At 59.6% G+C, this 13,159-nt stretch carries 14 protein-coding genes and 1 tRNA gene; 3 read left to right on the top strand and 12 right to left on the bottom strand.

Translation table 11 applies throughout. From position 1 onward, the window contains the following. Positions 1 to 53: 53 nt before the first annotated feature. Entirely contained in the window at positions 54 to 596 is a 543-nt protein-coding gene (gene hpt, locus MVC20_RS00695) for a hypoxanthine phosphoribosyltransferase (protein ID WP_296631566.1), read from the top strand. Positions 597 to 603: 7 nt separating this feature from the next. Here the strand turns inward: hpt and MVC20_RS00690 are convergent. The 10 genes from MVC20_RS00690 to MVC20_RS00645 form a co-directional block, all read right to left on the bottom strand. Continuing rightward, positions 604 to 680 (bottom strand) — tRNA-Arg (locus MVC20_RS00690). Between the two features lie 48 nt (positions 681 to 728). Next, the gene (locus MVC20_RS00685) at positions 729 to 1,949 is read right to left on the bottom strand and encodes a cysteine desulfurase (protein ID WP_297537475.1); all 1,221 of its coding nucleotides are present in this window, start codon (positions 1,947 to 1,949) and stop codon (positions 729 to 731) included. Between the two features lies 1 nt (position 1,950). Beyond that, positions 1,951 to 2,547 carry a Yip1 family protein gene (locus MVC20_RS00680; RefSeq protein WP_297537473.1) on the bottom strand — a complete coding sequence of 199 codons (597 nt, stop codon included), beginning with the start codon at positions 2,545 to 2,547 and terminating at the stop codon, positions 1,951 to 1,953. Then, positions 2,544 to 3,029 (bottom strand): YIP1 family protein, encoded by a 486-nt coding sequence (locus MVC20_RS00675; protein WP_297537471.1) that lies wholly within the window; start codon positions 3,027 to 3,029, stop codon positions 2,544 to 2,546. Before MVC20_RS00675 ends, MVC20_RS00680 begins: the two co-directional genes overlap by 4 nt. Continuing rightward, on the bottom strand, positions 3,029 to 4,318 hold the full coding sequence (locus MVC20_RS00670) for a SufD family Fe-S cluster assembly protein (protein ID WP_297537469.1): 1,290 nt from the start codon (positions 4,316 to 4,318) through the stop codon (positions 3,029 to 3,031). Before MVC20_RS00670 ends, MVC20_RS00675 begins: the two co-directional genes overlap by 1 nt. Next, positions 4,318 to 5,073: a Fe-S cluster assembly ATPase SufC gene (gene sufC / locus MVC20_RS00665; RefSeq protein ID WP_297537467.1), complete on the bottom strand. Its 756-nt coding sequence runs from the start codon at positions 5,071 to 5,073 to the stop codon at positions 4,318 to 4,320. Before sufC ends, MVC20_RS00670 begins: the two co-directional genes overlap by 1 nt. Before the next feature lie 32 nt (positions 5,074 to 5,105). Beyond that, positions 5,106 to 5,711 carry a hypothetical protein gene (locus MVC20_RS00660; RefSeq protein WP_297537465.1) on the bottom strand — a complete coding sequence of 202 codons (606 nt, stop codon included), beginning with the start codon at positions 5,709 to 5,711 and terminating at the stop codon, positions 5,106 to 5,108. Positions 5,712 to 5,727: 16 nt separating this feature from the next. After that, positions 5,728 to 7,251, bottom strand: coding sequence for a Fe-S cluster assembly protein SufB (gene sufB / locus MVC20_RS00655; RefSeq protein WP_297537463.1), 1,524 nt, complete (start codon positions 7,249 to 7,251; stop codon positions 5,728 to 5,730). Positions 7,252 to 7,268: 17 nt separating this feature from the next. Further along, the gene (locus MVC20_RS00650) at positions 7,269 to 8,312 is read right to left on the bottom strand and encodes an aminotransferase class V-fold PLP-dependent enzyme (protein WP_297537461.1); all 1,044 of its coding nucleotides are present in this window, start codon (positions 8,310 to 8,312) and stop codon (positions 7,269 to 7,271) included. Positions 8,313 to 8,377: 65 nt separating this feature from the next. Next, a complete protein-coding gene (locus MVC20_RS00645; RefSeq protein WP_297537459.1) occupies positions 8,378 to 8,839 on the bottom strand; it encodes an Rrf2 family transcriptional regulator in 462 nt (153 codons plus the stop codon). Between the two features lie 157 nt (positions 8,840 to 8,996). Between MVC20_RS00645 and MVC20_RS00640 the strand changes: the two genes are divergently transcribed. Both MVC20_RS00640 and MVC20_RS00635 read left to right on the top strand, forming a co-directional pair. Further along, positions 8,997 to 9,650, top strand: coding sequence for an alpha/beta hydrolase (locus MVC20_RS00640; protein WP_297537457.1), 654 nt, complete (start codon positions 8,997 to 8,999; stop codon positions 9,648 to 9,650). Between the two features lie 10 nt (positions 9,651 to 9,660). After that, entirely contained in the window at positions 9,661 to 9,924 is a 264-nt protein-coding gene (locus MVC20_RS00635) for a hypothetical protein (RefSeq protein ID WP_297537455.1), read from the top strand. A 7-nt stretch (positions 9,925 to 9,931) separates the two neighbouring features. Here MVC20_RS00635 and MVC20_RS00630 read toward each other — a convergent pair whose 3' ends face one another. Further along, positions 9,932 to 12,358, bottom strand: coding sequence for an FAD-dependent oxidoreductase (locus MVC20_RS00630; RefSeq protein ID WP_297537453.1), 2,427 nt, complete (start codon positions 12,356 to 12,358; stop codon positions 9,932 to 9,934). A gap of 183 nt (positions 12,359 to 12,541) precedes the next feature. After that, positions 12,542 to 12,910, bottom strand: coding sequence for a hypothetical protein (locus MVC20_RS00625; RefSeq protein ID WP_297537451.1), 369 nt, complete (start codon positions 12,908 to 12,910; stop codon positions 12,542 to 12,544). Positions 12,911 to 13,159 lie beyond the last annotated feature (249 nt).

Genomic DNA, 13,159 nt, shown 5'->3' with positions numbered 1-13,159 from the left:
GTGACAGTGCGCCGCTTTTTCCTAGACTGGTCCGGGATGTTCAAGGGGGTCACATGCCGCAGCACGCCTATGTTATAGATAAAATGATCTCGGCCAAGAGCATCGCCGCGCGAATCGAGGCGCTGTCACATGAGATCGAGGCCGAATTCGCAGGCACGCAAAAGCTGGTGGTGGTGGGGCTGTTACGCGGCTCATTCATCTTCATCGCGGATCTGGTGCGCGAACTCGATCTGCCGGTTGAGGTCGATTTCGTCGAAACCTCCTCCTATGGTAACGCCATGGAAAGCAGCCGAGAAGTACGCATTCTCAAGGACTTGCGCGGCGATATTGAAGGGCGTGACGTGCTGGTCGTCGAGGATATCGTCGACACTGGCCATACGCTCTTTCACGTTCTGCACCTTCTACAGAGCCGGAGGCCGCACAAACTGCGCACCATCGCGTTGCTCGACAAACCCTCACGCCGCGAGGCGGATATTCGTGCAGACTGGATCGGCTTTGAAATTCCGGACGAATTTGTCGTGGGCTACGGCATCGACTACGCCCAACGCAATCGCAACCTGCCCTACATCGGAAAGGTGCGGTTCGTCCAAGACTAACGAAAAGTGGCGGACCCAAGAGGATTCGAACCTCTGGCCTCTGCCTTCGGAGGGCAGCGCTCTATCCAGCTGAGCTATGGGTCCACTTGCGCGGTGGTATAGCGGGGCAACAACGGCCCCGCAATCGCAAAATCAGCCAAAAAGCTCATGCGCCAGCTCGAGCGCCTCGATCAGCACATCCACCTCGGCACGGGTGTTATACATCGCAAAGGACGCACGGCAGGTGGCGCTGACGCCCAGATGCTCCATCAGAGGGCCGGTGCAGTGCTGCCCAGCCCGCACGGCCACGCCCTTCTTGTCGAGTATGGTCGAGATGTCGTGGGCATGCGCAGCCCCCTGCATCGTAAAGGAAAAAATCGCCGCCTTGTCCGGTGCCGTGCCCTGCACGTTGATCCAGTTGAGCCCCGCCAATCGCTCTTGCGCATAGCGGCTCAGGTCATCTTCATGGGCGCTGATCGACCCCATGCCGATCCCCATCATGTATTCAAGCGCCACGCCGAGGCCGATCGTCTGCACGATCCCCGGTGTGCCCGCCTCGAACTTCATCGGCGGATCGTTATAGGTCACGCCGTCGCGCGTCACCTCGCGGATCATGTCACCGCCGCCCATGAAGGGGCGCATTTCGGCCATCCGTTCCTTGCGGACAAAGATAGCCCCTGATCCCGAAGGACCATAAAGCTTGTGTCCGGTGATGGCATAGAAATCACAGCCCATCTCATCGAGATTGACCGGCATGTGCACTGCTGCCTGCGAGCCATCCACCAGGACAGGCACCCCCTGTGCCCGCGCGGCATCGCAGATCGCCTTTACATCAACTTTGGTTCCCAACACGTTGGAAAGCTGCGTAATTGCAATCAGCTTGGTCTTGGGAGTGATCGCGTCGATCACCTTTTGCGGGTCGAGATAGCCGCGCGCATCGACATCGACCCATTTCAGGGCGACGCCCTGTCGTTCCCGCAGGAAATGCCAAGGCACGATATTGGCGTGATGCTCCATGATGCTCAGGATGATCTCATCTCCGGCCTGCATGCGCGGCATGGCCCAACCATAGGCGACCATGTTGATCCCCTCGGTTGTGCCGGAGTTGAAGATGATCTGATCTTCATCCGCCACGCCCAGAAACCGCGCCACGATACCGCGTACCGCCTCGTATTTCTCGGTCGCAAGGTTGCTCAGGTAATGCAGGCCGCGATGCACATTTGCATATTCCATCGAATAGGCCTGCGTTATCGCGTCGATGACCACCTGTGGCTTTTGCGCCGAGGCCCCATTATCAAGATAAACCAGAGGCTTACCGTTCACTTCTCGTGCAAGGATCGGGAAATCGGCACGAATTTTCTCGACATCGAGCATCTTATGCCCCTCCCATTGCGGCCACGCCTATCAGGCTTAGCAGAATGCTCAGTCCAACCGCCATGGCGGCGATGGACAGGATGATAATGCCAAATGACTTCAGCATATTGTCAAAGCGATGCGCGGCATCGACAAACCCAGTGAGGATATAGATGCCCCAGATCGAGGACACAAAGATCACAAGGGCCGCCACCGTTGGAAGTGCCAGGACCAGCACCGCGACCGCAACTTGCAGGATGAGGCGCAGCACCTGCAACCAGCAGATCAGCACCAGAACATCCTGCACCGCCGCCTTGCCGCCCAACATGCCTCCGACCCAAAACAGCGCATAAACCGTGATGGCAAGCGCCCCAAACAGAAAGAGGGTGAAAAGCAGCGGCGAATGAAACGCCGGCGGCATCAGCGTGGGCGTGCTCGGGTCCATCGGCGGCGCGAGCCGCAGCGATATCGAATAAACGATCGCGTTGAGGACCGACATCAGCGCCAGCGCCATCCACAGAATCTTCTGCGGCAAACCAAACGCGATCAACCCGCGCGCCGCCTCTCGCGGGCGAAACAGGGTTTCCAGCAATAGCGCCTTGAACTCCGCCTGCGTCATGCCTTGCCCCACTCCGCCTCGATCAATCCGGACATCCAGAACCAAAGAAAGACCAGCAACCACAAGAGGCCAACCGCCTGCAATTCCACCCCCGGTCCGACGAATCCCGCCACAAGGCCATGTAGCAAGATCAACGGGCTAGCCGCCAGGAATGCCCAGAAAAGTGCGATCCGCGCGCCAAAGGCAGTTCCCTTGCCCCGCAGAACGCGGGCAATACCGTGACTGACCAAGGCCAGTGCATACAGGATCAACGGGGCAATGAAGATCCACGCCAAGAGCGAGGCCCCCAGCAACGGGTTCAGTTCTTGGCCCGTCAAATACGCTTCCCGCGCGAGCCGAGGCCATTGGGCGACAAAGACCACTACACAGGCGGCAATGAGCATCACCAGCGCGCGATCCTCGCGCGGGCCCATGGCCAACAAGCGCCGCACCACCCGGCGCGGACCGCGATAGGTGGCCACAAGATCGGTCGTGACCGGCATCAGCGGCGCCTGCGCTCCAGCCAGGCAGCAAGCTGGCTGTTTATGTCATCACGCAGGCCCTCATCCTCGATTTCCTCGACGGCTTCAGCCAGAAAGGACATCGTCAAAAGGTCGGTCGCAATCGGCCGGGGAATCCCCCGCGCCCGCAGGTAATAGAGCGCGTCCTCGTCAATCGCCCCCGAGGTCGAGCCATGCGAACAGGCCACGTCATCGGCGTAGATTTCCAGTTCCGGTTTGGCCAGAAACTGACTGTCCTCATCCAGCAAGAGCGCCTGGCTGATCTGATAGCCATCGGTCTTCTGCGCACCGGGCTTGACCAGAATCTTGCCCTGAAACACGCCCGTTGCCCCGTTGCGCAGCACTTTCTTGAACACCTGCCGGCTCTCGCAGCGCAGCGCGTCATGGGTGACGAACACCGTGTCGTCCTGATGGAAGTCCCCATCGCCCATGGCGGCCCCCGCCACATGCGCCACCGCGTCATCGCCCAGCAGTTCGATCACACATTCGTTGCGCGTCATTACCCCGTTCGCGGTCAGGGTGAAGGATTTGAAGAGGCTCTGCGCCCCCAACCGGGCGAATATGTGCGTGGCGGCGCGCCGTTCGTGATCGCGGCCCTGCGTGCGGATATGGTGGAACCGCGCGCCTTCCGCCACGTCCACCTCCATCACCTTGTTGAACCGCGCGGCAGCTGGGCCGTTTTCAAGGATCGTTGCCTCGGCCTCGGGATCGAGTTTGATCACGTGATGCAAGATCGCGTCGGAAATCTCTGATTTATGGACATAAACCAGATTGATGGGCTTGCTTGGACGCCCCGTGACATGGATCAGAACGCCATCCGTTGCATAGGCCGTGTTGAGCGTGGCCAAAGGGCGCGCCACGGGCGTTTGCCCGCGCCCTTCCAGCACCCCGTAGAGGTCGCGTGCCCAATGTATATCGCTCTTGGCTGCCACGGCGAGGCGCTCGATGCGCACGCCTTCCAATGTCAGATCATCACTCGCCTCGGCATCGAACACACCATCGACGAACACCAGCTTGAGCCGATCCACAGCCGCAAAGCTGTCAGGCTCATCATCGTTGAGAAACAACGCCGCGTGCGGGGCTTCAGCCTGTACAAGGCTGTCGGGGCGCGTGAACTTCCAGTATTCATCGCGCCGGTCCGGCAGGCCAATGGCCTGCAAACGTGTCAGCGCCGCCTCTCGCGCGGCACTCGCCCACAATCCGCCCTCTGGCAGGGCCATCGAGCCCAGCCTCGCCTCCAGCGTTGTCTGCTTTGCTTGCGGCTGCGCCATCACGCCACCTCTGCCAGAATATCGGCATAGCCGTTCTGCTCCACCTCAAGCGCAAGCTCGGGCCCGCCGGTCTTGATGATGCGCCCATCATACATGATATGCACGACATCCGGCTTGATATGGTCAAGCAGGCGCTGGTAATGCGTGATCACAAGAAAGGCGCGGCCCTCATCGCGCAGCGCGTTCACCCCATCCGAGACCAGCTTCATCGCGTCCACGTCAAGACCTGAATCGGTTTCGTCCAGAATGCACATCTTCGGCTCCAGCATCGCCATCTGGAGGATTTCATTGCGCTTTTTCTCACCACCAGAGAACCCCACGTTGACCGGACGCTTGAGCATGTCAGCGTCGATCTGGAGTGTCTTGGCTTTTTCCCGAACCACCTTCAGAAACTCCGCGGCGCTCATTTCCTCTTGACCACGCGCCTTGCGCTGGGCGTTCACGGCCGTGCGCAAGAAGGTCATGTTGCCGACGCCGGGGATTTCAACCGGATACTGGAAAGCCAGGAACAGCCCCGCCGCCGCACGCTCTTCCGGCTCCATATCAAGAAGGTCAACACCAGCCAAAGTGGCGCTGCCGTCCGTCACCGTATAGCCATCACGCCCCGACAGAACATAGGACAACGTGGATTTGCCTGAACCATTCGGGCCCATGATCGCATGCACCGTCCCCGCCTCAACGGTCAGGTTGACGCCTTTGAGAATGGTCTTGTCCTCTTCTTCAAGATCGACGTGCAGGTTCTTGATTTCCAACATTTTCCTTGATCCTTTTGTATACGTCTGCGGCCTCAGGGCCGCGTCATCATCTCTATGACCGTCAAGAGGTCCGCAGGATTCAGCACCTGCGGTGTGACCTCGAATTCCGCCATGCGCCCGATCATCCGTCGAGGAGCGCCGATAAATTTTTCGACTTTGTGATAGTGTTTACGCGGTGCGTAATCGTCGAAAAGCAAGACAACCGGCCGCGCCGTTCGTAACGCCGCCGCAATGGCACAGCCGGTGCGAAACCGCCCGTCCACCAATACCACATCGGGTTGCACAAAACCCGCCATATCCCAGACCTTGAGCGGATACTGTGCATAGGTCTTCCAGCCGCTTGCATCGCAGGGAAATCCCCATTCCTTTGTCGGCCCGATGTCGGACCAGATCACGTCCACCTCGGTGCCTGCCGCGGGCGGGTTCTGTGCAAACCAGCCGCGCATCATCTGGGCCCAGGCCTGATCGCTCTCGACAGAAAAGACACGTTTGCCCTGCATTTCGGCGGCAACAACGGTCGAACCGCCAGAGCCATATTCGAGAATCACCCCCGCCATTGCGTAGACCTCGCGCAAATGCGCAGCCTCGGCATCGGGCAAGGTCAGCGACGGGCGCGATATGGTGAGAGTTTCCGTCATCAAAGCGCCGGCAGGTTTATCCCACCGACCCTTCCAACGAAATCGCAACCAGCTGCTGTGCTTCCATGGCGAACTCCATCGGCAGCGCCTGCAGCACGTCGCGGCAGAACCCGTTGACGACAAGCGCCACCGCCTCTTCCTCATCCATGCCACGGGCGCGGCAATAGAACATCTGGTCCTCATCCACCTTGGAGGTGGTGGCCTCATGTTCGACGCGGCTCGAGTTGTTCTTGACCTCGATATAAGGCACCGTATGCGCCCCGCATTTGTCACCAATGAGCAGGCTGTCGCATTGCGTGTAATTGCGGCTATTCTTGGCCTTGGGGTGCATCGACACAAGTCCGCGATAGGTGTTCTGCGCATGGCCCGCGCTGATCCCCTTGGACACGATGCGCGACCGGGTATTCTTGCCCAGGTGGATCATCTTGGTGCCGGTATCGGCCTGCTGATAATTGTTGGCGATGGCGATGGAGTAAAACTCGCCCTGGCTGTCATTGCCACGCAGAATGCAGGATGGGTATTTCCATGTGACGGCCGAGCCGGTTTCCACCTGCGTCCACATCACCTTGGACCGGTCGCCCCGACAGTCGGCGCGCTTGGTCACGAAATTATAGATCCCGCCCTTGCCGTTTTCATCGCCCGGATACCAATTCTGCACCGTCGAGTACTTCACCTCGGCATCTTCCTCGACGATGATCTCGACCACTGCGGCATGCAACTGGCTCGTGTCGCGCTTGGGCGCCGTGCAACCTTCAAGATAGCTGACATACGACCCCTTGTCGGCGATGATGAGCGTCCGCTCGAACTGGCCGGTGTTCTCGGCATTGATGCGGAAATAGGTGCTCAATTCCATCGGGCAACGCACACCGGGCGGCACATAGACGAACGAGCCGTCGGAAAAGACCGCCGAATTCAGCGTGGCATAGAAATTGTCGCTGACCGGCACGACGGAGCCGAGATATTTCTTGACCAACTCAGGGTGCTCGCGGATCGCTTCGGAAATCGAGCAGAATATCACCCCGGCACGGCGCAACTCTGCCTGAAACGTGGTACCCACGGACACAGAATCGAACACCGCGTCAACCGCGACCTTGCGGCCTTCGGCGGGGGCATCCTCTGCACCCTCGACGCCAGCAAGGATCATCTGCTCTTTCAGCGGGATGCCCAGCTTTTCATAAGTCGCGAGCAACTTGGGATCGACCTCGTCCAGTGACTTGGGCTTGACCTCCATCGACTTGGGTCGCGCATAGTAATACTGCGCCTGAAAGTCGATCTTGGGATAGTCCACCATGGCCCATTCCGGCTCGGTCTTGGTCAGCCAGCGGCGATAGGCCTCCAGCCTCCACTCGGTCATCCACTCGGGCTCTTCATTCTTGGAGGAGATCAGGCGCACGATGTCCTCGTTCAGGCCGAGCGGCGCATAGTCCATCTCGATATCGGTGTCCCAGCCGTATTTATAAGCCTCGCCGACCTGGCGCACCGCTTCGACGGTGCCTTGGTCTACCCCGTCCTTGACCTGAACCTTGTCCACAGCAGCCATTCCCCTCTCCTTGCGTCTCAGGCCAAACGGCCCCGATGTTTTTGCAGACGCTTCAGCCAGCATTCGGCAAAGCGCAAGATGTCGTCCTCGGTCGTCTGCGGCCCCAGCGACACGCGAATCGCGCATCCCGCCGTGGCCTCGTCAAATCCCATCGCGCGCAACACACGACTGGACTTGACCTTGCCACTGGAGCACGCGCTCCCGGCAGAAATCGCGAACCCGGCCAGATCCAACGCCATCACCTGTGTTTCACCCTTCCATCCGGGCGTGATGAAACAACTGGTGTTCGGCAAACGCGGCGCAGCTTTCCCGACAAAAATAGTCTCATTTGAAAACTCTGCAATGGTATTCTCTAGAATGTTTCTAAGTTTTTCGATGGGGCCCCAAACGCCCTCGGCCAGATCACGCGCCGCCGCCTCTGCCGCAGCGCCAAAACCGGCGATTCCGATCACATTCTCGGTGCCTGCGCGGCGACCCATCTCCTGTCCACCACCCCGGATCTGCGCCGCAAGATCGGTGCCGCGCTTGATGACCAGCGCCCCTACCCCCTTGGGTCCACCAAGCTTGTGCGCAGAGACCAATGCCATCTCGACGCCGGACCAGTTGAAAGCCACGGGCAACTTGCCAAAGGCCTGCGTCATATCACTGACTGCAAGCCCCTCGGGTTGCTCTTGGATCACTCCGGTTTCGGAATTGGCCAATTGCAGAACAGAGTGCGCCGGTTCTTTGACCGAGATCCGCCCGTCGGAATCAACCGGCAGATCGGGCGTGATCCACGCCCCCACGGCGTCATGCTCGACCGCCGCGCCATGCAGGTTGCGCCCGGCACAGGCCAAAGCCGCCGCTTCGGTCGCACCGGAGGTGAAAATCACATCCGCGCCATCCGCCCCGAGCGCCGCTGCCACCTGCGCCCGCGCCCGTTCGATCAGCCCCTTGGCGGCGCGCCCTTCGGCATGCACGCTCGATGGGTTGCCGATCAGATCCATGGCATCCAGCATGGCCTCGCGTGCCTCGGCGCGCAGCGGGGCGGTCGCGTTATAGTCGAGATACACTCTCCGCATGTTTGTCCGCTTTTCCACGAGAATTAGGAACAGTCTGCAACGGCGTGGCCCCTACAGCGCTTCTGTCACTCGTCATCCACTACGGCAAAGAGATGCGGCACCGCCGGACAGGGAGCCAGGGAATTGCCAGCAACATCGCTCAGGCGCGTCTGGTGCAAGAAGACATAGACATGCGCGCTAAGCCCTTCCCACAGCCGGTTGGTCATCGACTGCGCCCGCGATCCGCTGGCTGCACCAGAGGCCCCGGCCCCCTTGTGCAAGGCGTCGATCGTTTCGTCCACCGCCGCCAGAATATCCGTGACCCGAATTTCCGACGCAGGGCGCATCAGGCGATAGCCGCCTCCCGGCCCACGTACCGATTTCACCAGATCCGCGCGCCGCAGCTTGACGAAAAGCTGTTCGAGATAGGGCAGCGAAATATCCTGCCGCTTCGAAATATCGCCAAGTGTCACCACCGATCCCGCAGGCTGCAGCGCGATATCCACCAAGGCAACCATGGCATATCGCCCTTTCGTGCTCAGTTTCATCGGTTTTCCCCCACGCGAACAGATTGACCTTGCGCGATACAAGGCTTATCTCGCTTTGAGCCATTCTGGCCCGGATCACAATTTAGAACATTTCTAAGGTGCCCGAGCGAAGTCGTCAAGATTTTGCAATCACCCATGAAGAGGACACAGGGAACCCATGCCCGAGGTAATCTTTCCCGGCCCCGAAGGCCGGCTCGAAGGCCGCTACCACCCGCAAAAGGAAAAAGACGCGCCCATCGCGATCGTGTTGCATCCGCATCCGCAATTCGGTGGCACCATGAACAACAAGGTCGTGTATAATCTGCACTACGCCTTTTACAACATGGGCTTTACCGTGCTGCGTTTCAATTTCCGCGGAGTCGGGCGCAGCCAAGGCGAATACGATCAGGGCATCGGCGAATTGTCCGATGCGGCCTCGGCGCTCGATTATCTGCAGTCCATGAACAACAATTCCAAGCATTGCTGGGTCGCGGGCTTTTCCTTTGGGGCCTGGATCGGCATGCAGCTCTTGATGCGGCGACCCGAGATCACGGGCTTTATCTCGGTCTCACCTCCCGCCAATATGTATGATTTCAGCTTTCTGGCTCCCTGCCCTGCCTCTGGCCTGATCATCAACGGCAGCCATGATCGCGTAGCCCCGCCCGCCGATACCAAGGCGCTTGTGAACAAGCTGCATGAACAGCACGGCATCACCATCACCCATCAAGAGGTCGAGGGTGCGGATCACTTCTTCAAAGAGCCGCATATGGACACGATGATCGGCTCGGTCAGCACCTATGTCAAACGGCGCCTGACCGAAAACACGCGCTGAGGAGCACCCCATGGGCGTGACCGAGGATCTGGCCGATGAGCTGGCCCGCGACGTGATCAAGGCCGTCGAGGCCACCGGCGATGAAATGATCATCTCTGATGTGCAAAAGATCCTCGGGGCCACCTCGCAAACCGCCGAAGAGGCGTTTCTGACCGCAGTGCGCGTGCGCCGCGCGAACATCAAGGCGCGCGCCTATCTGCTGGACAAGCTGAAACGCCTCAAGGCTTCGAAAGAGGCCGCCGCTGACGTCAAGACCGACAGCGGCGACACCTGACAACAGATCAGGCGCGCAGGCGCGCGCCTTCCGGATCAAACGGGGCCGCAGGCAGGATGCGCGCGCGGTGCGGACGCCCGAGCACCATCACCTCGACCGCATCGCCGGGCATGGCCCCGCCCTTGACATACCCAAGCGCCAGACTCATGCCCACGGAATAGCCATAGGCGCCCGAGGATACGCGCCCTACACCGACCCCATCCTTGAAAATCGGCTCACCCCCTGTGGCATCGGCGTTAGAGGCACTCACATCCGCCTCTTCCAGATGCAGGATCACCAGCCGCTCGCGTGGGTCTTGGCCGATGACGGCCTCAAGCGCCGGTTTGTTCAAAAAATCCTTGTCCATCTTGCACAATCCCGCCAGACCGGCTTCTTGTGGCCAGTATTCGGGACTGTATTCCCGGCTCCACGAGCCATAGCCCTTTTCGATCCGCAGGCTCATCAGCGCACGGCTGCCCACAGGCCCCGCGCCTATATCCCGCCCGGCCGCCAACAGCGCAGTATAGAGCCGCGCCTGATCCTCGGCCGCGCAATGCAACTCCCACCCCAGATCGCCGGTGAAACTCACCCGAATGGCAACGCAGGCCACCCCGCCAAGTTCGATCCGGCGGCTTGTCATGAACGGGAAATCCGCCGTCGCCAGTGACGCGTTGGTCAGACGCTGCAGCATCTCACGCGATTGCGGCCCCGCCACGTTGAATCCGCAGACCGTGTCTGTCAGGCTCTCGAATGTGGTGCCCTCCGGCAACGGCACGGCATCAAAGAACCGCTTGTGATACCGCTCTGCCATCCCCGATGAAATGACCCAGAATTCGTCCTGCGCCAGCCGCGTCACTGTCGCGTCGCCTGCGATACCGCCCCGCACGCCGATCAGCGGCGTCAGGCACGACCGGCCGACAGTCTTTGGCATACGGTTGGCGAACACCGCATTCAGCCACTCTTCCGCCCCCGGCCCCTTGACCCGGTATTTGGCAAAATTCGAGATGTCGATGATACCTGCCCGCTCGCGCAGCATCCTGCATTCTGCCCCCACCGGCGCCCACCAATTTTGCCGGGTAAAGCCATTGGTATCGACAGTGCCTGGCGTGTCGGAAAACCACAGCGGATGCTCCCAACCGTAATTGAGACCAAAGACCGCTCCCATCTCCCTTTGCATCTCATAGACCGGCCGCGTGCGCAGCGGCCGCCCCGCCGCGCGCTCTTCATTCGGGAAATGGATCGAGAACCGATGCGCATACTGATCCCGCACCTTGGCCTTGACGAAATCGCGGTCGTTGGCCCAGAGGCCGAACCGCGCCAGATCCCAGGCGAACATATCGTATTTCATTTCGCCGTTGATCAGCCATTCCGCCACCATCCAGCCCATGCCCGCCGATTGGCTGAACCCCGGAATGATGCCATTGCAACAGAAATAGCCCTTGAGTTCGGGCACCGGCCCGAGGATCACGTTACTGTCCGGACTCCAGATCATCGGCCCGTTGATCACCCGCTTGATGCCCGCCGTGCCCACCACCGGCACCCGGTCGATGGCGCGCAGCATGTTCTCCTCGATCCGCTCGAGATCGTCGGGGAAAAGATCATGCGCAAAATCAAGCGGCGTGCCTTCCTCTGCCCAGAACCGCATGTCGCGCTCATAAGCGCCGATCAGCAGGCCCTTGCCCTCTTGCCGCAGGTAATATTCCCCGTCCCGATCCGCCACCGAGGGCAATCGGCGGTCCATGCCGGAAATCTCGGCGATCATCTCGGTCACGAAATACTGGTGCTCGGTCGGTTGCAGCGGCAATTCGATCCCCGCAAGCTTGGCCACCTCACGGCCCCAAAGCCCCGCCGCGTTGATGACCCATGGGGTATGAATATTGCCCTTGGGGCTCTCGACGATCCAAGACCCATCCGGCTGTTGCACCGTCGCCGTGACCGGCGTGAAGCGGTGGATTTCCGCACCCCGTTGCCGGGCCCCCACGGCATAGGCGTTGGTCACACCAGAGGGGTCCACATTCCCGCCATCGGGCTCATACATGATGCAGCGGATACCGTCGAAGTTCACCAGAGGATGCAACCGTTCGGCTTCATCCCGGTTGATCTCATGGAAATTCATTCCATAGAGCTTGGCCTTGGCCGCCTGAAGCCGCAGCTGGTGCTCGCGATTCTCGGTCTGCGCCAGATAGAGGCTACCGGGCTGAAACACCCCGCAGCTTTGCCCGGTTTCGGCCTCAAGCTCGTTGTAAAGCTTCATCGTGTAATGTTGCAGGCGGCTGATATTGGCACTGTCATGCAGCCCGTGAATGTTGGCGGCCGCATGCCAAGTGCTGCCACTCGTGAGTTCATTGCGCTCCAGAAGAACGACATCGGTCCAGCCCAATTTGGTAAGGTGGTAAAGAATCGAGCATCCGATAACGCCGCCGCCGATCACGACAGCTTGTGCATGGGTCTTCATTGGGAGTTCCTCTGGAATTTTCTGCCCATATCCTGAAGGGCGCAATCATGACCCGATTGCCGATCTCCGACATTTTCCGTCGCTCTGATGCAAATCGGCGCCAAACAGCAAAAGAACGGCCTGCCCCCCAAGGGACAGGCCGCGATCCATGGGAACGGTCAGATCGGTCCTGACCGACCTTTCTCAGCAGATGCCAAAGGTCTCGCTGATCACCGTGCTTCCGGCAACCTTGATCGAAACCTTCACGCCCGTCGGAATGCCAAACTTGGTGCAGACATCGAGACAGGCCTCGGCAGCGGTGCCGTTGGGGATCGACACCGGCAGAGGCAAGCAATGCTTGCCCAATCCGAGCGGCAGATTGATGCAAACCTGATTGTTTTCCACGGTCACGGAAATACACTGTGCGGCGACCGCAACATGCCCGCCACCCGCCGGAAGAGCCGATTGTGCCGTGAGGTTCTTGGCTGCGGCATGGTTATCATGCCTGCGACGTGCGACTTCCAGTGCAGCATCAACCGCGCTTTGATCGAATTCATAAAAATCTTGTGCCATTTCAAAGACCTCCTTGGATAAATTAAAGCACACCTGCGAAATAGAGCAGGCAACATAAGGTTACTTTAAGAGTTATTTTTATTCAATGATTCTTCTTCTGGTTGTTTTTTTGTAATATTTATCCAAACAACCCCATACATACCCTGTGCCAAGTCGCGCAAAGCGCAATCCAAATACGTCAGAGATTGTCGCTCACAGACATGATCTTTCCTGTGCCATTGGCAGGCTCTGGCAAAATCTCAGGGAGTT

It is taken from the genome of Roseovarius sp. (genome assembly GCF_027019125.1).
Taxonomy (GTDB): Bacteria; Pseudomonadota; Alphaproteobacteria; order Rhodobacterales; family Rhodobacteraceae; genus Roseovarius.
The sequence above is the reverse complement of the archived record's forward strand: the minus strand, read 5'-3'. Positions and strand labels throughout refer to the sequence as shown.

What these genes read in the sequence shown, in the direction of transcription:
- MVC20_RS00635 (WP_297537455.1), top strand. Translation starts at nt 9,661, where the DNA reads ATGGGCGTGACCGAGGATCTGGCCGATGAGCTGGCCCGCGACGTGATC.
- MVC20_RS00650 (WP_297537461.1), bottom strand. Translation starts at nt 8,312, where the DNA reads ATGCGGAGAGTGTATCTCGACTATAACGCGACCGCCCCGCTGCGCGCC.
- MVC20_RS00640 (WP_297537457.1), top strand. Translation starts at nt 8,997, where the DNA reads ATGCCCGAGGTAATCTTTCCCGGCCCCGAAGGCCGGCTCGAAGGCCGC.
- hpt (WP_296631566.1), top strand. Translation starts at nt 54, where the DNA reads ATGCCGCAGCACGCCTATGTTATAGATAAAATGATCTCGGCCAAGAGC.
- MVC20_RS00670 (WP_297537469.1), bottom strand. Translation starts at nt 4,318, where the DNA reads ATGGCGCAGCCGCAAGCAAAGCAGACAACGCTGGAGGCGAGGCTGGGC.
- MVC20_RS00680 (WP_297537473.1), bottom strand. Translation starts at nt 2,547, where the DNA reads ATGACGCAGGCGGAGTTCAAGGCGCTATTGCTGGAAACCCTGTTTCGC.
- MVC20_RS00645 (WP_297537459.1), bottom strand. Translation starts at nt 8,839, where the DNA reads ATGAAACTGAGCACGAAAGGGCGATATGCCATGGTTGCCTTGGTGGAT.
- sufB (WP_297537463.1), bottom strand. Translation starts at nt 7,251, where the DNA reads ATGGCTGCTGTGGACAAGGTTCAGGTCAAGGACGGGGTAGACCAAGGC.
- sufC (WP_297537467.1), bottom strand. Translation starts at nt 5,073, where the DNA reads ATGTTGGAAATCAAGAACCTGCACGTCGATCTTGAAGAAGAGGACAAG.
- MVC20_RS00630 (WP_297537453.1), bottom strand. Translation starts at nt 12,358, where the DNA reads ATGAAGACCCATGCACAAGCTGTCGTGATCGGCGGCGGCGTTATCGGA.
- MVC20_RS00685 (WP_297537475.1), bottom strand. Translation starts at nt 1,949, where the DNA reads ATGCTCGATGTCGAGAAAATTCGTGCCGATTTCCCGATCCTTGCACGA.
- MVC20_RS00660 (WP_297537465.1), bottom strand. Translation starts at nt 5,711, where the DNA reads ATGACGGAAACTCTCACCATATCGCGCCCGTCGCTGACCTTGCCCGAT.
- MVC20_RS00675 (WP_297537471.1), bottom strand. Translation starts at nt 3,029, where the DNA reads ATGCCGGTCACGACCGATCTTGTGGCCACCTATCGCGGTCCGCGCCGG.
- MVC20_RS00625 (WP_297537451.1), bottom strand. Translation starts at nt 12,910, where the DNA reads ATGGCACAAGATTTTTATGAATTCGATCAAAGCGCGGTTGATGCTGCA.